Genomic DNA, 20,255 nt, shown 5'->3' on the forward strand with positions numbered 1-20,255 from the left:
AATCGCCGCTTCATCTCGGCTTGTTAGCCTCCTTCCCATCGGGGCCGAGCGGCCCCTCGGAACGAGAAGGAGGCAACGATGTCACCCACGAGCATCACGAAACCCAAGGCGGGCGCGGTCGCGGCGGCGGCCGCGCTGCTGGCCGCCGTCGCGTCCCTGTTCGCCGCCGGTCCGTCCCCCACCGTACCACCGGCCGCCGTCGCCGCTACGGCCCTTTCGGCAAATCCCGCCCCCCCGCTGGGCCAACCGGCCGTCGCGGGATTTCCCGAGGTCGCCAAGGCGGTGACGCCGGCGGTGGTCAATCTCACCACGCCCGGGGAACGGCGCGGGCGCGGCGCGGGCGATCCGCGGGATCGGCAGGATCGGCGGGATCGGCAGGATCGGATGGAGCCGCCCTTCGGGCCCCATGGGGACGAGGGCCCGCGCGCCGGCGGGATGGGCTCCGGCGTCATCATCTCCCCGGACGGCCACATCCTCACCAACCACCACGTCGTCGAGGGCGCGCGCGAGGTGCGCGTGACGCTGCCCGACAAACGGGAGTTCACGGGCAAGGTGATCGGCGCCGACCCCAAGACCGACCTCGCGGTCGTCAAGGTGGATGCGCGGGACCTCCCGGTCGTCCCCTGGGGCGACTCTTCCAAGCTCCAGGTCGGCGAGTACGTCCTGGCGGTCGGCAACCCCTTCGGCCTCAACTCCACGGTCACGCTCGGCATCGTGAGCGCGCTGGGGCGCGGTCGAATGGGCATCACGCAGTACGAGGACTTCATCCAGACGGACGCGGCGGTGAACCCCGGCAACTCGGGCGGCGCGCTCGTGAACACGAGGGGCGAGCTGGTCGGGATCAACACGGCGATCTTCTCGCAGACCGGCGGCTACCAGGGCGTCGGCTTCGCCGTGCCGGTGAGCATGGCCCGGCCGGTCGCCGAGAGCCTGATCGCCACCGGCAAGGTGGTGCGCGGCTACCTCGGCGTGGCGATCCAGGACCTGACGCCGGACCTCGCCAAGTCGTTCGGCCTCACGGAGCCGAAGGGCGCGCTCGTGAGCGACGTCAACGACGAGGGGCCGGCCGCCGCGGCGGGCGTCAGGCAGGGCGACGTGATCGTCCGGTTCCAGGGCAAGCGGATGGACGACCCGGCCGCGCTGCAGCGCGCGGTCACGAGCGCGAAGGTGGGCGCGACGGTACCGCTGACCGTCATCCGTGACGGCCGCGAGCGGGAGCTGACCGTCACGGTGGGCGAGCAACCCGGGCCCCGCAGCGCGGCCAGCCTCTCCGACGGAGAAGCCGGCGGCGCGCTGGCCGGCGTCGAGGTCCAGAGCCTCGACCGCCGGCTGGCCCGGGAGCTGGGCCTCGCCGGCCCGCTCACGGGGGTCGTGGTCACGGCGCTCGATCCCGAGAGCCCGGCGGCCGGCGCGGGGCTGCGGCCCGGCGACGTGATCCGGGAAGTCAATCGGCGCCGGGTCGCGTCCGTGCGAGACTACGAGCAGGCGGTCTCCGCATTGAAGGAGGACCAGCCGGCGCTGCTGCTGGTCGTCCGGCACGGGAACTCGCTCTTCATCACGGTGAAGGTGTAAGCTGGCTCAACGACCGCAAAGGAGGGCACGATGGGTGGACAACTGTTGAGCGCGATGGCGGCGGCGGTGCTGGCGGTGGGGCTCGGTGTCTCGCCGGCCTGGGCGGACAAGGAGCGGCATGGGAGGGGCGACGGGTCCCATCGTGAGGGCCATCGGATGATGGGCGGCCACGGCCAGACGGGCCATTACCTCCGGCACCTGCTCATGCACCAGAAGGAGATCGGCCTGACCGGCGAGCAGGTCGCCAAGATCAAGGCCATCCAGCTTGCGCTGGACAAGACCCGGATCAAGATGGAATCGGACATCCTCGTGGCCGAGCGGGAGGTGGCGGCCATGGTCGAGGACGACAAGACCGACCTCGCCGCCGTCGAGGCGAAGATCAAGCAGAGCGAGGAGCTGGAGGCGAGCCTGCGGATCGCGGCGATCAAGGCGAGGCGTGAGGCCTGGACGCTGCTGACGCCCGAGCAGCGGGAGAAGGAGCAGGCCGAGCACGAGCGGATGATGCGTCACCACCGGGAAGGGTGACGCGCGCGATTCCCACCCCATCGGCGGGCCGGCCGTCGCGGCCCGCCTCTCTTCCCCGCCTGCGCCGACTTCCATCGCGAGCGCCCGGCCGCGCGCCAAGGCCTGTCGGGTCTCGGGCGGCAGGCCATCCGGCGGGACCTCGCGACCGGAGCGCGTCACGAGGGACATGCCGCCCGGTTCGCCGGCGCCGCCCGGCCCCTGGCCGTTTCCCTGAGACAGGCTGTTGGTGCTCGCCCCGCTGAAGCCGCCGGGCCTCCCGCTCGATCCAGCTCCCGATGTCAGGGCGGGGCGGCCAGCGATCGCAGGTAGGCGATCAGCGCGGCGACCTCTTCCCGGCCGAGGATGGTCCCGTACCCCTTCATGGCGGTGCCCGGCTTGCCGGCCAGGAGTGCCCGCTCCAGGCGGCTGTCGGTGAGCCCGCTCCTCACGGCCGGGTCGCGAAAATTGGTCGGCGGCGGGACGAGGCCCGCGCCCCGTGGGCCGTTCCCGCGCCCATCGATCCCGTGACAGGCGGCGCAGTGGCCGCGATAGAGCGCCTTGCCCTTGGCGAGCTCGTCGGGCGGTCCGGCCGTGGCGACCCCCAAGACGCCGCAGATCAGCAGGAGACCGACTCCCCCGTGACGACGCGCGTGGTCCTTCATTGCGGCGGTCCCTCCCCCGATCCCGAGAGTCCGATAAAGCCGTCCCCGATCAGCTCGATGGGCGCGCCCGCGGCGTCCACGGAGAACACTTGGATGCGCACGTGGCCGTCCGACGACCGCAGGGGGGGCTGGTAGGTGAACGTCACCTGGCCGCCCGACGTCGCGAAGAGGGTCACGCGGGGGTCGGCCCCGCTGACGCTCCCGCCGAGGATCGTTCCGCCGTCCGAGGCGAAGAAGACCGACTCGACCGCCACCCCCACAAGCGTGCCGTCGGGGGCCGGACCCGCCGGCGTGGAGATCCCCGAGAGGGTCACGAGCGTCGTCGTCGCGCCGTCGGGCGGCAGGAAGGCCTGCTCCGGGGTGACGCCGACGCAGCAGACGGGCAGGGTCCCGAGGACGGTCCCCGGGGCGAGGGCCGTCGTGAAGCGGAACGGCGGCGGAACGGCGCGGTTGCCGACCGGGTCCACCACCGTGACGCTCACGCTGTAAGTCTGGTTGGCGAACAGCGGGAACTGCGGCGTGAAGGCGAGCGTCCGTCGGTCGGGCGAGAAGGCGGCGACGCCGGCGATGGGAGCCCCGCCGTAATAATCCAGGAGCGGGAACGAGAGGCTCAACCGCGTGCCGAGCGGGCTCACCGACTCATCGAAGGTCACCTCGATCGCCGTCGTCCGCGGGACGCCGGTCGCGCCGTCGGCCGGGCTGGTCGCGGCGATGGCCGGCGGGGTCGTGTCGGCGGCGGTGCCGGTCGTGAACGCGCTCCCGACCGGCGCGCCGAGCGGCCGGAGCGCCAGGTTGGCGAGCGCGGTCGTGACGGTGACCGTGTGGGCGGCGTGGCCGGCGAGCTGCGCCGGCGTGCTCGGCCGCCACTGGACGATCGTCAGGTTGGCCTCGGTATTGAGCGTGGTGTCCTGCTCGAACCGCACCGTGCCCGCCACCGGCGTCCCGCCCCGGCTCACGAGGATCGCCTGGTCCGTCAGGCTGGTCGGGGCGATGGGCTCCGAGAACCGGATGGTGATCGGCTGGTTGAGGGGCACGCCGGCCTCGCCGTCGGCCGGGGTGACGGACAGCACCCGCGGGCCGGCGGGATCGCTCGCGGCCGCGCCGGTCACGAAGCGGTCGAGGAACTGGAAGCCGACGCTGTTGCCCGCGAGGTCGGTGACCTGCTGGCCGATCAGGGGCTCGACGTAGAGCAGGCCCGGCTCGAGCGGCTGCGCCGGCGTGAAGGTGACCGTCGTCTGGTCGGCGGACAGGGAGAGCGTGCCGGGGACCAGGTTCCCGTTCCCGTCGAACAGCTGGACCGCCTCCTCGACCAGGGAGAGGGGATTCAGGCGCTCGTCGAACCGGAAGACCAGCTTCGCGTCGAGCGGCACGTTCTGGATCGCCGAGCAGGGGCTGCTGGTGATGTTGAAGGGCAGGCAGGAGGGGCTGCCGGCGACGATCACCGGGGCGGCGGTGTCCATCAGCGGCGCCTCGGCCACGGTCGTAAAGGACGCGGTGAACGTCGCCGGCAGCGGGTGGCCCGCCGTGTCCGTGAGGCCGGCGCCCAGGGTGACGGTATAGGCCTGGTTCGGCGCGAGGAGCTGATCCGGGATGAAGGTGAGGATCGTGTTCGGGCCGCGGTCGCCGAGCCCCGCGGTCACGCGGCCCGGGACCGGCGTGCCGCCCGCCGAGAGCGCGAAGGTCGCGGCGGTGAGCGTGGCCGCGTTGACCGGCTCCGACAGCTCGACGGACACGAGGACGTTGGTCGGGACGGCCGCGAGCGCGTCGCCGGGGTTCAGCCGGAGCACGCTCGGGGGCGTCGCGTCCGCGCCGTCGCCGGTGGCGAACGTGGCGAAGCCGGCGGCCGGCAGCGGGCTCCCGACCGCGCTCTTGACCCCGGTCGTGATCGTGACGCTGTAGACCGAGGCGGGGGCGAGCGGCTGGGACGGCGTGAAGGTGACGACGGTGTTCGGCCCCAGGGCGCTGCCGCTCAGGGCAAGCGAGCCGGCCACCGTCCCCGCCCCGCTCGCGACGCCGACCGTGGCCGCGGTGACCGTGGCCGGGTCCAGGCTCTGGCTGAAGAGGGCCGTGACGACGGCGTTCGTGCCGACCGCCGTCTGGCCGTCGGCCGGCGAGAGCCCCAGGATCGTCGGGAGCGGCCCCCGGAAGCCGGGCGGGATGCAGCCCGTTTCGTTCCCCTCGGTGACGCAGCCGCCGGTCTTCAAGCGGAGGAGGCCGTTGGCGAAGCTCGACAAGAACGGCGAGGTGATGTTCCCCGCCTCGTCGGAGGGGAAGACCGCGATCGTGTCCATCGCCGACTCGTCGGGCGCGAGGGTCAGGGACGGGGCGGTGTAGGGGAACTCGGCGGCGCCGCCGGGCTTCGTCCGGTAGAGCCTGAGCCGGGGCTCGGTGGTGGCCGTCCCGCCGCCGAGGGTGCCGAGCGGCCGGCCCTGGTTGAATTGGTCCGCGAAAACCCCGGCGATGATCGGAGTTTCGGGCGGGACGGGGCGTCCGAAGGTGTCCCGCACGAGGACCGAGAGGTCGGACCGGCTCGCGCCGTCGGGCAGCAGCGTGTCCGGGTTGAGGGCGATCGTCGCCGTCGTGCTCGTGACGAGGGAGACCTGCGCCGTGCCGATGAGGCTGATGGGCACGCCGGTGGCGGTGACGCTCATGATCTGGACGATTCCCCTGACGACGCTGCCCGGCGGCAGCGTGAGCGCGGGCGCCCGGTAGGTGACCTCGGTGGACAGCCCGCCGCCCTTCGTCGCGAAGACCCGGACGCGCGGGTCCGCCGCGCTGGCCGTCCCGCCGAAGATCGTCCCGCCCGCGGTGGAGAGGTCGAAGATCGGCTCGGCCGTGACCGCCACCAGCGTGCCGTCCGGCACCAGGGCCCCGTCGGCGTCCAGCACGTAGGGGATGCGGATCTTGGCGGTCGTCTTGCCGTTGGCGTAGAGGATGGAGTCGGTCGGGAAGGCGGCGGCCAGGGTCGGCACCACCGACGGCCCGCTCCCGACCTCGGTCGTGAAGGCGCTGCCGGTGTCCGCGATCCGGTTCCCGGCCGCGTCCTCGATCCCGCTGAGCGTCACGAAGAAGGTCTGGGCGGCGAAGAGCGGGAAGTTGGGCGTGAAGGTCACGACCCGCTGGTCCGCGGAGAAGGCGAAGCCGCCGGGGATCGGTCCGCTCACGCCGCCGCCGGTCAAAGTGAAGGTGGTCGCGGCGTTGACGCTGGCCGGCTGGATGGGCTCGCTGAACGTGACCTCGATGGTCGTGGACAGCGGCACGTTGGTCGCGCCGTCCGGCGGCAGCACGGAGACGACGGCCGGCGGGGCGGCGTCGGCTCCGGCGCCGGTGGTGAAGGTCGCCGCCGCGCCGGCGGCCAGGGGGTTGCCCGCCAGGTCGGTCAGGCCCGCCGCCACGGTGAGGTGGTAGACCGTCCCGGGCAGCAGCGCGCCGGCCGTCGGCACCAGGCGGACGACCGTGTTGCCCTGCTCCAGCACGAGGGTCAGCGGGACCGGCGCGCCGCCCGTCGAGAGCTGCAGGTGCTGCGCCGTGACGGTGGGCGGCGCGAGGGCCTCCGAGAACTGGACGCGGATGACCGCGTTGGTCGGGACGTGCTCGGACCCGGGCGCGGGCGTCAGGCTTCGGACGGTCGGCGGGGCGGCGTCGGCGACGGCGCCGGTCGTGAAGGACGTGGTGCCCGGGTTCCGAAGCGGGTTGCCGGCCTGGTCGCGGACGACCTGCCCGAAGCCGGTGCCGACGGTCACGGAGTGGGCGGCGTTCGGGATGAAGGGCTGGTCGGGCGTGAAGGTGGCCGAGAGGCCGTCCGGGGCGACCGCGATCGTCCCGGCCAGGCGCACGATGCTGACGCTGCCGACGAAGAAGGTGTCCCGCGTGACCGTGGCCGGGTCCACCGGCTCGTCGAACAGGAGGGTCACCCGGGCGTTCAAGGGGACGAAGGACTGGCCGTCGGCCGGCAGGACGGCGGCGACCGCCGGGCCGACCGTGTCGATCTGGGAGGGAAAGCCCGCGCTGGTCAGCCCGCCGACCTCGACCGTGACCGGACCCGGAAGCGCGCCCGCCGGCACCCGTGCCGTGATCCTCGTGCCGCTCTCGGCCAGGACCGGCGCGGTCACGCGGGCTCCGGCGAGGCCGGCGAAGGTCACACGGTTGCTCCCGGGCTTGGTGCCGAAGCCGTTCCCCTCCAGGATCACGGGCGTCCCCACCAGCGCGGCGTTGCCGGTGCCGGGCGCCAGCGCGGCGATGACCGGCGTCGGCTGCCGGACGGTCACGGTCACGGCCGTCGTCCCGCCCGGGGCGGTCAGGGTCAGCGTCGTGGGCCCGAGGCTCGTCGGATTGGGCAGCGTCACGGGCACGGTCACGCTCGTGCCGGTGGATGAGGGCCGGCCGAGCGCCATTTCCGGATGGCTCGTCGCGACGGTCGCGAAGAAGAGGCCGCTGCCCGTGAGGGTGAGGGACGCGGAGCCGCCCGCGTCGAGGATGGAGGGCGAGACCTCCGTCACGGCCGGCGCCGTGGCGGTCCCGTGCGAGATCGAGCGCAGGTTGCCCACCCGGTCGTACTCGTACACCGCCACGTTCCCCTGCCCGTCCACGACTCCGATGAGCCGGCCCAGCCCGTCGTAGTAGTACCGGGCCTGGTCCGCCTGCGCCGCGCAGACCAGGAGCGCGAGGCCCGCCGCCGTCCCCAGCCTGACCAGCCCTGCGAGGAGCTGTCGTCTCATCGCGCGGTCACGTCCTGTGTCTCGACCAGAGATACCAGGCGCAGAGGGCGAAGAAGGCGGCCCCCAGGAGCCCGACGGGGTGGCCGGTCCGGACAAAGGCGACCACCCCCGCCGCCGTCAGGAGCAGGCCCAGCAGGGCGCCGAGCCGGTCCGCGCCTCGCTCCAGCCGCTCGGCCGCGGCCGGCCCCAGGCGCCGGCCGAGCGCCGACGCGAGCAGATACCCGGCCACCGCGCCCAGGGCCGCGCCGACGCCGGCGAGCAGCCAGTGGCCCTCTTCGCCGATCAGCCACCAGCCGGCCAGGTCGCCCAGCGCCGCCCCGACCGCCGTGCCGACCGCGGCGAGCCCCGCGCCGCGCCGGTACCAGGCGGGCATCCCTTCCGAGGGTCTGCGGTCGTCTACGGCCATCATCGCTTGCGCTTTCCGATCAGCTCGTCTTCGCCGCAGTTCAGGCTGCCGGCGCAGGGGTCGTCGAACTGGCCGCCGATGGCGCCGCCGATCTGGCCGCCGATGATCCCGCCCACGAACCCGCCGACCACCTGCCCGACCACGCCGCCGACCACGGCCCCGCCCAGGCTGCCGAGCGGGCCCGCGCCCAACCCCAGCGCGCCGCCGACCCGGAAGCCGATCTCCATGCCGATCTCGGCCCCGACCGCGCGGCCGGCGAGCCCGCCCGTGACCGCGCCGGCCACGCCGCCGATCGCCTCGCCCGTCCCGCCGGACAGCCCCGGGAAGATTCCCCGCATGAGGCCCTCCGGGTCCGTGAAGGTGACGGGGTTGTCCTCCGTGTAGAGGTACTCGTTCAGGGCCAGGGGCCGGAGCAGCGCCCGGCGGCGGAGGCGGTCCACGGGGAGCCCGCCCGACGCCTGCCGCGCGAGGAGCACGCGGGCGAGGTTGAGCGGGTCGGGCGAGAGGAACCGCGCCATCCCGGTGCTGTAGTGTCGCGCCCGGTAGAAGTACTGGTCCACGCCGTCCCGCTCCCGTCCCGTGAAGCCGAAGGGGCTGTCCGACGCGCCGGTGACGCGCGTCCGGCCGAAGGGCTCGTAGGCGTAGGACGTCGCCAACGCGCCGCTCCCGTCCGTGAGGGCGACGATGCTCCCGAGCGCGTCCGCGTGGTAGGCCTCGCTCGTGACGCCCGCGTCGCGCAGGAAGGGCTCGTCGAGCGTCAGGCTGCGGAGGTAGCTCGCCCCGACCGTCCCGCCGCCGAGCTCCTGGACGATGTCCCGCCCGTCGTAGAGGTATTCCGTCGTGACGCCGTTGAGGGTCTTGCGCACCCGCCGGCCCAGGGCGTCGTAGGCGAACTCGGCGAGGAACCCCGGCCCGGTGACGGCGACCAGCCGGTTCCGCGCGTCCCAGGCGTAGGTGGTCGTCCCGGCCGCGTCCGTCCGGCTCACCAGGTTACCGTTCGCGTCGTAGGCCAGGTTCGGAGTCTCGCCGCTCCCGGCCGGAGCGTTGAAGCGGACGAGCTGGTTCGCCGCGTCGTAGGCCGCCTGGACGGCCGAGGGCATCAGCGTCGCCGCGCCGCCGCTCCTCGTCAGGCCGATCCGGTTTCCCGCGGCGTCGTAGCTGTAGGCCAGGCTCTCGATGAGCCCCGTCGGGCCTTGGTGGAGGATGGAGAGCAGCCGGGAGGCGGCGTCGTAGCCATACACCGTGCTCGTGCCGTTGGAGCGGGACAGGGAGACCCGCCGCCCCGCCTCGTCGTAAGCGAGTCCGACGGCGTGGAGGTCCTGCGCCACGCGCGCGAGCCGGCCGGCCCCGTCGTACTCGTAGGCGACCGGCGCCCGGCCGTTGGCCGTCATGGCGGTGCGCCGGCCGAGGGCGTCGTACTGGTAGGCCACCGTGCCCTGGGGCGTGGTCTCCTGGATCAGGCGGTCGAGCAGGTCGTAGGTGAACTCGATCGAGCCGGCGGCGGAGTCCGTCGCGCGGACGAGGCGCCCGGCCGCGTCGTAGGCGAAGGCGGTGCTGCCGCTGTCCCCCTGGTAGCCGGCCCCCGCCGGCCGGTTGAGCGCGTCATAGGCGAAAACGGCGACCTGGCCCTTCCGGTCCGTGTGCTGGGCGAGGTTGCCCGCGGCGTCGTACCGGTAGGTTTCCTGGCGGCCGAGGGCGTCGGTCCGCGAGGCCAGCCGGTCCAGGTCGTCGTAGGCGTAGGTCGTGGTGCGGCCCTCGGCGTCGGTGGCCGCGACCAGGTTGCCGTTCGGGTCGTACGCGAAGGCGGTCAGCCCCTCGACCGCGTCGGTGAGTTGCGTGACGCGGTTGAGGGCGTCGTACTCGATGCGCGTGGTGAAGCCGCGCGGGTCGGTCACGGCCAGGAGCCGGCTCACGGCGTCGTAGGCCCGCTGCGTCCGGTGGCCCAGCGGGTCCACGGTCGCGACCAGGTTGCCCGCCGCGTCGTACTCGAAGGTCGTCCGGTTCCCCAGCGGGTCGGTGATCGAGGCCGGCTGGCCGACGGCGTCGTAGGCGAGGGCCGTGGTCTGGCCGAGCGGGTTCGTGACGGCGGCGAGGTTCCCGCGCGCGTCGTACGCGAACGTCGCCGACCGGCCGAGGGGATCGGTGATCCGGGTCACCCGGTGGAACGAAGGCTCGTACTCCAGCCGCGTCACCTGCCCGGCCGCGTCGGTGACGGCGGTCACGTTGCCCGCCGCGTCGTAGGCGAAGGTCCTGCGCCGGCCGAGGGGGTCCACGACCGCGGTCAGGCGGCCCTGGCCGTCCCGCTCGCTCCGTGTCACCTGCCCGAGCGGGTCGGTCACCGCCTGGGTGAAGCCGTCCGGCGTGACGGCGTAGGTGGTCGCGTGCCCGCGCGGGTCCACGAGCGTCGTCGCGAGGACCGCCCCGCCCGCGAAGCTGTACCCCGCCTGGACGGCCTCCCACGACTCCTCGGAGGGGCAGGCCACGGTCCCGCTCACCCGCACGTCGAGCGTGACGATGGTGCCGCTGGTGGCCGTGGGGCAGCCGGGGCCCGTGACGGTCGCGCCGGAGAGGCGGTAGCGGAAGCGCCACTCCGCCCCGTCCGGGAGGAGCTGGCGGAGGATCCGCCCGCTGTCGCCGTAGACGTTCCGGACGAAGGGGATGTTCCGGGGGTCCGTGATCGTGAGGATCCGGCCCGCCGCGTCGTAGGCGTAGCGGGTCACCCCGCCCGCCGGGTCGGTCACCGTCGCGAGCCGCCCGTCCGCGTCGTACCCGTAGTGGACGGTCCGGCCCAACGGGTCCCGGACCTCCGTCACGCGCCCGCCGCTGCGCGTGAGCTGGATCGCGCGGCCGGCCGCGTCCACCACGCGCGTCGCGGCGCCGGCGAAGTCGCGCTCGATGGCCGTCCGGTTGCCGTTCCGGTCGGCGATCTCGATCAGGAAGTCGAGCGCCGCGCCGAACGAGTTCAGGACGGTCCGCCGGAACCGCCAGACCGTCCCGTCCTTCCAGCGCAGGAGGCTCTCGGCCGACTGTCCCGTCGAGAGCTGGGTCAGGACGGCCCCGTCCAGCAGCGGATGGGTCTTGTTGGTGAAGGTGCCGTCGGCGTTCCTCGTCAGGTCGAGCCGGGTGTTCCCCGGCAGGACGAGGCGGAAGATGTCCGGGCTCTGCGCGCGGAAGGCGATGCCCGGGATCAGGATCGGGTCGATGGACAGGGCCCAGCCCGGACCCAGCGGCGGCTGGTAGCCGCCGATCGTGCCGAAGGGATCGAAGGGGTTGTAGGTCCGCCCGATCGCCACGGGCAGCCGGCCGGGCAGGACGAGGTCCGTCTGCTCCACCGTGAAGACGCCGATGCCCAGCTTGACGGGATCGCCGCCGGCGGGGCCGGACGGGTTGTTGTTGGGCTGCTTCTGCTGGCGACTGACGAAGCAAGCCAGGCCGCAGACCCCGCAGAACCGCTGGATGCCGACGCCGGGATTGGACACGATCCTGCTGCCGTCCGGCGACACCGTGCCCGTTCCCGCCAGTCTCCACGTGCCGGGGCCGCCCATGGGCGAGGCGTCGTAGTACCAGAGTTCCGCCTCGTCGCCGGGGTCCAGGTCGAGGTCGTTGGGCAGCGCGATGGGGATCGGGGCGCTGGGCACCCCGCCCATCGGCGTGCCGAAGAAGAGCTGGTACAGCGAGCGCGTCGGCCCCGGCGGCGGCGGGACGGGCAGCCGGTCGGGGGTCAGCCGCTCGACCGCGAGCCTCGTCTTGAGCACGCCGTCCCAGCCGGTGATCGTGACGCCGGCCGGCAGCGTGATCGCGACGCCGGGGAACCGGGGGTCAGTGATTACCTGGTCGGCCGAGCCGTTGGCGATCGGCGTGAACCGCTCGGGCGGCGGGGGCGGCGTGATCCGAAACGGCGGCAGCACCGTGACCTGGCCCGCCGTCGCGACCACGTCGGCGGCGTACATCGGATAGCCGGGCACGGCCGCGTTGGCGTCGATCATGAGCTGCACCGTGCCGGCGGGGACTTGTTGGAGCAGGAAATTGCCCGCCGCGTCGGCCTGCGTCTGGATCGGGCCGCTCGGCGTCTGGACCTTGACGATCACGTCGGGGATGGGCGTCCCGTCCACGCGCAGCATCTGGCCGCTGACCGCCGTCTGCCCGCCCTGCGCGAGGACCTGGAGCGTGAGCGGCACCGACTGGGTGCGCGCGCCCGTCTCCAGGAGGGCCGTGCCGGTCAGCGTCACGGGGAAGGCCCCGGGCGGGGTGAAGGGACTCGTCAGGAAGGTCACGAAGCCCTGCTGTCCGGGCGTCAGCGCCGGCGCGGAGAACTGGGCCATCACCCCGGAGGGGAGGCCGCTCACGCCGAGCGTCACAGCGCCGGCGAAGCCGCCGAGCCCCGACACCGCCAGCGCGTAGGCAACGACGCCGCCCTGCACCGTCGTCGCCACGGCCGGCGCGGCGGGGGCCGCGATCAGGCTGAAGTCGCGGGCGAGCGTCACGGTGAAGGCCTCGGGGCTCGCCCCCGTGCCGAGGGTCGTCGTGACCGTGACCGGGCCGCTGGTGGCGCCCTGCGGGACGAGGGCGGTCAGCGCGGAGTCGGTCGCCGCGGTCACGAGGGCCGCCTTCCCGTTGAACCGGACCTGGTTGTTGCCGGGCGAGGGGTCGAAGTGCCGGCCGCTGATGGTGACCGTCGTGCCGACCGGGCCGCTGGCCGGCGAGAGGCTCGCGAGGACGGGGCCGCGGATGACGGTGAAGGGCTGGGCGCTGGTCGCCGTGCCGCCGGGCGTGGTCACGGTGAGCGGGCCGCTCTGGGCGGTCTCGGGCACGAGCGCCGTGAGACTCGTCGCCGTGACGCCCGTCACGACCGCGGGGGTCCCGGCGAACGCGACCCGGTTGTGGGCGAGGTCGGTGGGGTCGAAGCCCTGGCCGGTGACGGTGACGTGGGTGCCGGGCCGCCCGCTCGTCGGGACGAACCCCGTGAGGACCGGCAGCGGGACCGTCGTGAACCGGCTGGTGGTGGTGGGCAGGCCGGTCCCCGCCACATCCGTCAGGCCGGCGAGGGTGAGGGTGTAGGTCGTGCCCGGCTCGAGGCGCACGCTCGGGGCCAGGACGACGAGCAGCCCCTCCTCGGCCGGGGCGACGCGGGCGGGGACCAGGCCGCCCGGCCCGCTGAGGGTGACCGTCGCGGTCGTGACGCTCGTCGCCAGGAGCGGCTCGGAGGCCAGGACGGTGAGGAGGGGATTGCGCGGCACGAACGTCGCGTCCGGGGCCGGGCTCACGGCCGCGACGAGGGGCGCGGTCCCGTCGGGCGGCGGCGGGCCGAGCAGCTCCGTGTGGGCCAGGACTCCCCCGGCGCCTTCGCCCCCGGCGACGAGGATCTCGCCGCTGGGCAGCCGGGTGGCCGTATGGTGGGCGCGCGCGATGCGGAGCGTGGCGGCGACGGGTGCGAAGGTCTGGGTCGGGGGGAGGAACCGCTCCATCGAGCCGAGGAACGTGTCCCCCTGCCGGCCGCCGATGAGGAGGACCGAGCCGTCCGGCTGGAGCAGGGCGGCATGGCCCGCCCGGGGGGTGGTGAGCGTGGCGGCAAGGAGCGTGCTGTGGCCGGTGGCGGGGTCGAACAACTCGGCGGAGGCGAGGTCGGCGGTCCCGTTCCGGCCGCCGGCCACCAGCACCAGCCCATTGGGCAGGAGCGTGGCCGTATGGGCGGTCCGGGGCACCTGGAGCGCGTCGGGCAGGGGGGTGACGGCGCCGCTCTGGGGATCGTAGAGGGCGCCGCTCAGGGGCGACGGCCGGGCGTCGAAGTGCTCGCCCTCGGTCAGGGCGACGTGCGAGACATCCAGGCCGCCGAGCAGGAGGACGCGGCCGTCCGGGAGCAGCGTGGCGCTGTGGCCGGCGCGGGCATTGTGCAGGCCGGCCGGCAGCGGGTCGGCGGCGCCCAGGTCGCGGCGCAGGTGCTCGGCCGAGGGGAGCGGCCCGAGGGCGTCCGCGCCGCCGGTGACGAGGAGGGAGGCGTCGGGCAGCAGCGTGGCGCGGTGGCCCCGCCGGGCGGTGAGCAACGCCAGCTCCAGCGGGGTGCTCTGTAACGTGGCGCCGTCGAAGCGCTCCGTTGTGGCGAGGGGCTCCGCGCCCGCCCCGCCGCCGGTCACCAGCCCCTGTCCGTCGGGCAGGAGCGTGGCCGTGTGGCCGCTGCGGGGCTGCGTGAGGTCGCCCAGGGGGATCACGCCGCTGATGGAGAGGCGGAGGTAGCTGCCGGGGGCGCTGGCGAGCTCGACGCGCAGGCGGTGGGGACCCGGCGCGAGGGTCAGCGTCCGGTCGATCGTCGGAGTCGTCTTGGAGAAGGCGCTGGGGGCGACGACCTCCACCCCGTCCACGAGGACGCGGCCGCTGGACACCGCGTCCTCGATCGCGACGCGGGCGCTCCCGTCCGGGTTGCCGTTGATGAGGTGCAAGCTGAAGGGCGGGCCGACGTAGGCGGGGACGACGAAGCCGCGCTCGTAGACGTTCGGCGAGCCGCCGGTGCGGTCGAAGCGTTCCTGGCTGAAGACGGGACGCGGCTGGTCGGCCGCGAGGAGGGGGGCCGGCCCGAAGGCGGCCGCGAGGGCGAGGAGCCACGGGACGCCCGCGCATCCCCCTCCACGCCTCCCGCCCTGGTCGCGCATCGGCGGCCCCTCCCACGCCCCGCCGGGGTGGCGGGCCGCCTCGCGCGAGGCGAAGCGTGCGGGCGGCTATACAGCAATCGCGCCGGCGGCACAAAAGCCCAAATACGAGGGGGCGATCGCCAGCCCTCCTTTCGTTGGGGTCCAACGAACCGAGGGAGGTCCGCGCAGAGGCAACGATGCCTCGGGCGGGCGGATCGCGGGATGACTTGATTCGCGGCGGCGATCGCCCTAGAGTGGCGCGGGTCGCGATACATCGGAACCAAGGAGACGGCCATGATCCGCGGGTACAACGGCATCGCGCCCACCATCCCCGCGAGCGTCTTCGTGGACGAGACGGCGGTGGTGATCGGCGACGTGGTGATCGGGGAGGAGTCCAGCGTCTGGTTCAACTCGGTCGTCCGGGGCGACGTCCACTTCATCCGCATCGGCCGCCGGACGAACGTCCAGGACCTCTGCCTCCTGCACGTCACCCACGACACCCATCCCCTCGTGATCGGGGACGAGGTGACGGTGGGCCACCATGTCGTCCTGCACGGCTGCACGGTGAAGGACCGGGTGCTGGTGGGGATGGGCGCGATCGTGATGGACGGCGCGGTGATCGGCGAGGACTCGATCGTCGGGGCCGGGGCCCTCGTGACGGAGGGGACCGTCGTGCCGCCGAAGAGCCTGATCCTCGGCGCGCCGGCGAAGGTCCGGCGGCCGGTGACGGATGAGGAGCTGGCCTGGATCAGGGAATCGGCGGAGAACTACGTCCGCTACGCCCGCGACTACCTGCGCGGGCCGGAGAAGCCGAGGCCGGGGTTCACCGTCTGAGGGCGGCCCGCCGGGCGGACGGCCGCCGGCGGGGGCCGCGGTCCTCGATCCGGATGAAGCAGACCGGATCCTCCACGATGGCGGTCGGGTGGTCCTCCGGCTCCACGAGGCAGATGCGGCCGCTGCGCGCCGCCCAGTCCGTGATCCAGGGAATCTCCTCCACCGAGGTGGTGACCAGCGCCGGCGTCGCCAGCTTGTTGAGGCAGGCGTCCGCGAGCGCGCGGACGGCGGCTCGCTCCCGCGCGAAGGCGCGCGGGTCGAAGGTGACGGGGTCGGCGCGGCCGTAGGAGAGGGCCGAGAGCGTCGGGAACCGCTCCGGGTCGTTCAGCACGCTGACCATCCAGAGGTGGTCGAAGGGCCCGGCCGCCCGGCGCGCGTCCCCCGCGCGGAGCCGCCAGGCCGGGCCCCCGCGGTCGGCCAGGGCGCGGTTGATGACCGCGACCTCCGTCCTCCGGAGGTTGAAGGCCGCCACCTCCCGCCGGAGGTCGAGGGTCTCCGCCAGCGCCGCCGGCAGCTCCGCTACCCCCGCCCCGACGTAGAGGCTGCGGCCCCCCCGACGGAGGCGGCCGAGCAGCACTGCCGCCAGCCGCATGCCCAGCGCCCGACAGGGCCCGCGCTTCGCCCGCCAGAAGGCGGCGCCGCCCTCGTCGCAATAGACGGGCCCGAGCGCCCCGTAGTCCAGCCGTGCGAAGACCCGGCCGATGAGGGTCCGCGTGGGCGGGGCGATGGGGCGGGGGCGGTGCGCCATGGCCGGGCTACAGTAGGCCATCGGGCGCCGGGAGGCAACCCCGTCCGACCGCGTCAGGCCCCCTGCGGGACGTCCTTGTCTTCTTCGACGGCCTGCGCTAAGATGCGCCCCTCACTTTTCTGTACGTGCTTCCACCGAGCTGGCCGGCGGGATTCGCGCACGGGTCGGCGCGGCACGGATCGGGCGGGTTCATGACGGATGGTCCCGAGAACCCTCTGCTGGAGGGCCTCGCGCGGCTCCTGAGCCGGGCGGGCGTCGGCGGGGCCCACCTGCGGGTCGGCCGGAGCGCCTGGCGGCTCGAGGCGGCCGGACGGTTTGTCCCGGCCGACGCGGCCGACCCCCTCCCCGGACCCCGCCTCGCCCTTCCCGGCGGGACCCTGAGCCTGGCCGCGCCCCTGGCGCCCGAGGACAGCGCGGCGGTCGAGACCCTGGCGCGCGCCGCCGCCGAAGCGATCCAGCTTCGGGACCGGCTCGACACCGTCTTCAAGACCGGCCTCGCCCTCTCCGCCAACCTGAACCTCAAGAACGTGCTCTCGGAGCTGCTCGTGCTCACCCAGGCGACCCTGGACACCGAGGCCGGCTCCGTCATGCTGCTCGACGAGACGAAGACCAAGCTCTACTGGGAGGTGGCCGGGGGCGGCGGCTCCGGCGCGCTGGAGAGCCGGACCCTGCCCGTCGGCGAGGGCATCGCGGGGACGGTGGCGCGGACCGGCGAGCCGATCATCGTCGCGGACGCGGAGCGCGACCGGCGGGTCGCGCGGTGGGTGGATGAGGTCACGAGCTTCCGCACGCGGTCTATCCTCTGCGTCCCGATTCGATTCAAGGGCGCGATCATCGGCGTCCTCCAGGCCCTGAACAAGCGGGAGGGCACCTTCGACGAGGACGATCGGGAGCTGCTGGAGCTGATCGCCGCGGAGGCCGGCGTGGCGATCGAGAACGCCCGCCTCTACGAGTCCCTGGAGGCGCGGGTGCGGGAGCGGACCCGGGAGCTGAGCGACGCCAACGCGCACCTGAGCCGGACGCTCGACGAGCTGCGGGAGGCGCAGACCCAGCTCATCCAGGCGGAGAAGATGGCCTCCCTCGGCCGGCTCGTCGCGGGCGTCGCCCACGAGATCAACACGCCGCTCGGCGCCATCGCGAGCAACACCGACCTCCTCGCCCGCGGGTTCACGAAGCTCCAGGGGGCGGCGGCCGAGGCGCAGGCGCGGCTCCTCAAGACCCTGACCCCCCTGGTCGAGACCAACGCCCAGGCCTGCCGGCGCATCTCGGAGATCGTCAAGAACCTGCGCATCTTCGCCCGGCTGGACGAGGCCGAATGGAAGTCCGTGGACCTGCGCCAGGGGATGGACAGCACGCTCACGCTGGTCCACCACCTGCACAAGGGCCGCGTGCAGATCGCGCGCGAGTACGGGGAGATCCCGCTCGTCGAGTGCCACCCCGGCCAGATCAACCAGGTCTTCATGAACCTGCTGGTCAACGCGGTGCAGGCGATCGAGGGGCCGGGCACGATCCGGATCCGGATGAGCGCCGAAGAGGGGCGGGTCCTCGTCGAGGTGCAGGACAGCGGCTGCGGGATCGACGAGGCGCACCTGGGGAAGATCTTCGACCCCGGCTTCACGACCAAGGGGGTCGGCGTGGGGACGGGGCTGGGCCTGTCCATCTGCCACCAGATCGTCGCGGCCCACAAGGGCACCATCCACGTGACGAGCCGAAAGGGGATGGGGGCGACCTTCACGGTGACGCTCCCCGTGCGTCCTGGTGCGTGAGCGTCGGCGGGGCGGAGCCCTCGTCGCGGCGGCCCTGCTCGTCGCGGCGGCGGGCACGGCGGGCGCGGCGGAGCCGGCGAAGGAACCGGTCCCGGAGCCGCCGCCGGCCGGGCCGACCGGGCCGACCGGCGCGGCGTCACCCGGCGGCCCGGCTCCCGACCGGGCCGCCGCCGGCGCGGCTCCGGAGGGCGCGACCGGCTTCCTCCCGCGGCTCTACGAGGCCGGGGCGAAGCTCCGCGACCTGGGCGTCAAGGGGGACGTGACGTACAAGAACTTCACCTTCTTCCGCGACGTCCCCAACGACAAGCGCACGAACGGCATCGAAGGCATCATGCACCTGCAGCTCGACCGGCAGATCACCGACTGGTGGCGAATGTCCTTCCGGGGCGAGGCGCGGCAGGACAACCGCGACTTCACCAAGGGCTACGAGATCCGCATTCCGGACAACCTGCTGCGGCGCCGCATCCTGGACATCATGGAGTCCTACTGGAAGTTCACCCTGCCCGGCGAGGCCGAGTTCACCGTCGGGAAGCTCATCTACACCTGGGGCAAGGGCGACTTCTACAGCCCGACCGACAACATGAGCCCCTACGACTACCTGGACGTGATCGACCGACTCAAGCTCCCGGTCTACTCCGCCGAGCTCGACAAGAGCTTCGACACGCCCGCCGGCCCGGTGGACGTCTCGGCCATCTACATCCCCTTCTTCACGCCGGCCCGCAACCCGCTGGAGAACAGCCGGTGGACGCCGGTCGGCACGCCCACGCCGGGCGTAGGGGAGTCGGTGCCCACGGGCGCCCAGACCTCGCAGCGCGTGACGCCGGGCCGCGACCCGAACAACGCCCAGTACGCGGTCCGCGCCAAGACGACGGTCGGCAAGGTGGACGTCTCGCTGAGCTACTTCTACGGCTGGGAGTACCTGCCCGTCGTCCGGGTGAACCGGGACGGCCCGAACACCATCTTTATCCCCGTGTACCGGCACATGCAGGTGCCGGGGGCGGACTTCGAGACGACGCTGGACCGGTTCGTCCTCAAGGGCGAGGCGGCGCTCAAGTTCGGGGACCGCGAGCTCAAGGACAGCCGCGTCCAGGGGATGCTCGGCGCCCGCTACACGCGGGACGACGTCTGGACCGACTGGCTCAAGAAGCTCATGGTGGACTTCCAGTACAACCGGCAGGAGTTCATCTCGTCCCAGAACCCGCAATACATCGTGACCGGGAGCTTTTTGAACGGCTTCCGCAACTCGGGCTCGGGCGGCCTGGAGTTCGAATTCAACCCGGACCGCACGTTCAACCGCGAGACCAAGTTCCGCGTCGTCGGCTCCATGGACTGGTCCCAGCGGCTGAACACCTGGTACCAGTACTTGCTCACGGTCAAGCCGGTCGAGGACTGGCTGGTGGAGACGGGCTTCGACACCTTCTCGGGCAAGCAGACGACCTTCTGGGGCGAGTGGCGGAACAACGACCGGTTCTTCCTCAAGATCACCCGGCTCTTCTAGCCGGACACAGAAAGGAGCACGCCGACCATGCCGACGCAACGCCGATTCCCGGTCACGTTCCTCTGGGGCTGCCTCCTCGCCGGCCTGCTGGGCCCGGCGCCGGCCGTCCCGGTCGGGGCCGAGCCGACGGGCCTGGAGATCATGAAGAAGCAGCGGGACCTCCAACGGGCCAAGGACGAGGAGGAAACGCAGCAGATGACGCTCGTCAACAAGAACGGCGAGACCAAGCAGCGCAAGGTCGTGCGCCAGACGCTCACGGTCGGGAACGACTTGAGCAAGATCCTGATCCGATTCAAGGCGCCCCGCGACGTCGAGGGCACGGGCCTGCTCACCTGGGAGGCGGCGGACGGCAACGACGACCAGTGGCTCTACCTGCCGGACATGAAGAAGACGACGCGCATCGCCTCCAGCGGCAAGAAGAATCGGTTCATGGGGACGGACTTCTCCTACGAGGACCTGCGGCCCGAGAATCTCTCCCTGCACGTCTACAACCTGGTCGGCTCCGAGGCGGTGGACGGCCAGGACTGCTGGGTGGTCGAGGCGCTGCCCGGCAACGACAAGGAGGCGGAGGAGAGCGGCTACAGCAAGCGGAAGCTCTGGGTGCGGAAGGACATCCACTACACGATCAAGCGGGAGTACTACGACAAGAAGGAGCGGCTGGAGAAGGTCCAGACCGACACCAAGCTCGTCAATGTGCACGGCAGCGTCTGGCGCGCGGACCAGGTCGAGATGCGCGATCTGCTGGCCGGCACGAAGACGGTGGTGACGATCGAGACCCGCGCCCACGACAAGGGCTTGAAGGAGAGCCTCTTCACCGCCTCGGCGCTGGAGCGGGGCGGCCGGTGAGGGGGGCCGGCCGGCGAGGGGACGATCGGCGAGGAGCCGCCGGCGGAGAGATGGGGGCCCTGGCCTGACGATGACACG

Annotated in this window: 11 protein-coding genes; 6 read left to right on the plus strand and 5 right to left on the minus strand. The window is 73.1% G+C overall.

Annotated elements, in window-relative coordinates:
• The first annotated feature begins 78 nt into the window (after nucleotides 1-78).
• Entirely contained in the window at nucleotides 79-1,572 is a 1,494-nt protein-coding gene (locus tag AC1U7O_RS05380; RefSeq protein WP_479893581.1) for a DegQ family serine endoprotease, read from the plus strand.
• A 30-nt stretch (nucleotides 1,573-1,602) separates the two neighbouring features.
• Nucleotides 1,603-2,097, plus strand: coding sequence for a Spy/CpxP family protein refolding chaperone (locus AC1U7O_RS05385; RefSeq protein WP_479893582.1), 495 nt, complete (start codon nucleotides 1,603-1,605; stop codon nucleotides 2,095-2,097).
• 278 nt (nucleotides 2,098-2,375) lie between these two features.
• On the opposite strand, the gene AC1U7O_RS05390 is transcribed toward AC1U7O_RS05385, so the two are convergent.
• The 4 genes from AC1U7O_RS05390 to AC1U7O_RS05405 are packed head-to-tail and all read right to left on the minus strand — an operon-like array spanning nucleotide 2,376 to nucleotide 14,506.
• Complete coding sequence (locus AC1U7O_RS05390) at nucleotides 2,376-2,738, minus strand: c-type cytochrome (protein ID WP_479893584.1); 363 nt, start codon at nucleotides 2,736-2,738, stop codon at nucleotides 2,376-2,378.
• On the minus strand, nucleotides 2,735-7,456 hold the full coding sequence (locus AC1U7O_RS05395) for an Ig-like domain-containing protein (protein ID WP_479893585.1): 4,722 nt from the start codon (nucleotides 7,454-7,456) through the stop codon (nucleotides 2,735-2,737). The genes AC1U7O_RS05390 and AC1U7O_RS05395 overlap by 4 nt, the downstream gene beginning before the upstream one ends.
• A 7-nt stretch (nucleotides 7,457-7,463) precedes the next feature.
• Complete coding sequence (locus tag AC1U7O_RS05400; RefSeq protein WP_479893587.1) at nucleotides 7,464-7,829, minus strand: hypothetical protein; 366 nt, start codon at nucleotides 7,827-7,829, stop codon at nucleotides 7,464-7,466.
• Nucleotides 7,830-7,861: 32 nt separating this feature from the next.
• Complete coding sequence (locus AC1U7O_RS05405) at nucleotides 7,862-14,506, minus strand: IPT/TIG domain-containing protein (protein WP_479893588.1); 6,645 nt, start codon at nucleotides 14,504-14,506, stop codon at nucleotides 7,862-7,864.
• A gap of 273 nt (nucleotides 14,507-14,779) precedes the next feature.
• Here AC1U7O_RS05405 and AC1U7O_RS05410 point away from each other — a divergent pair, with 273 nt between their 5' ends.
• Nucleotides 14,780-15,319: a gamma carbonic anhydrase family protein gene (locus AC1U7O_RS05410; protein ID WP_479893589.1), complete on the plus strand. Its 540-nt coding sequence runs from the start codon at nucleotides 14,780-14,782 to the stop codon at nucleotides 15,317-15,319.
• Here the strand turns inward: AC1U7O_RS05410 and AC1U7O_RS05415 are convergent.
• Nucleotides 15,309-16,067 carry a hypothetical protein gene (locus tag AC1U7O_RS05415; RefSeq protein ID WP_479893590.1) on the minus strand — a complete coding sequence of 253 codons (759 nt, stop codon included), beginning with the start codon at nucleotides 16,065-16,067 and terminating at the stop codon, nucleotides 15,309-15,311. The two genes, AC1U7O_RS05410 and AC1U7O_RS05415, sit on opposite strands and share 11 nt — an antisense overlap.
• Before the next feature lie 191 nt (nucleotides 16,068-16,258).
• Between AC1U7O_RS05415 and AC1U7O_RS05420 the strand changes: the two genes are divergently transcribed.
• The 3 genes from AC1U7O_RS05420 to AC1U7O_RS05430 are packed head-to-tail and all read left to right on the plus strand — an operon-like array spanning nucleotide 16,259 to nucleotide 20,177.
• Complete coding sequence (locus AC1U7O_RS05420) at nucleotides 16,259-17,833, plus strand: ATP-binding protein (RefSeq protein WP_479893591.1); 1,575 nt, start codon at nucleotides 16,259-16,261, stop codon at nucleotides 17,831-17,833.
• Complete coding sequence (locus tag AC1U7O_RS05425; protein WP_479893593.1) at nucleotides 17,826-19,331, plus strand: hypothetical protein; 1,506 nt, start codon at nucleotides 17,826-17,828, stop codon at nucleotides 19,329-19,331. Before AC1U7O_RS05420 ends, AC1U7O_RS05425 begins: the two co-directional genes overlap by 8 nt.
• Before the next feature lie 27 nt (nucleotides 19,332-19,358).
• On the plus strand, nucleotides 19,359-20,177 hold the full coding sequence (locus AC1U7O_RS05430) for an outer membrane lipoprotein-sorting protein (protein WP_479893594.1): 819 nt from the start codon (nucleotides 19,359-19,361) through the stop codon (nucleotides 20,175-20,177).
• Nucleotides 20,178-20,255 lie beyond the last annotated feature (78 nt).

The organism is Candidatus Nitrospira neuquenensis (genome assembly GCF_979578155.1).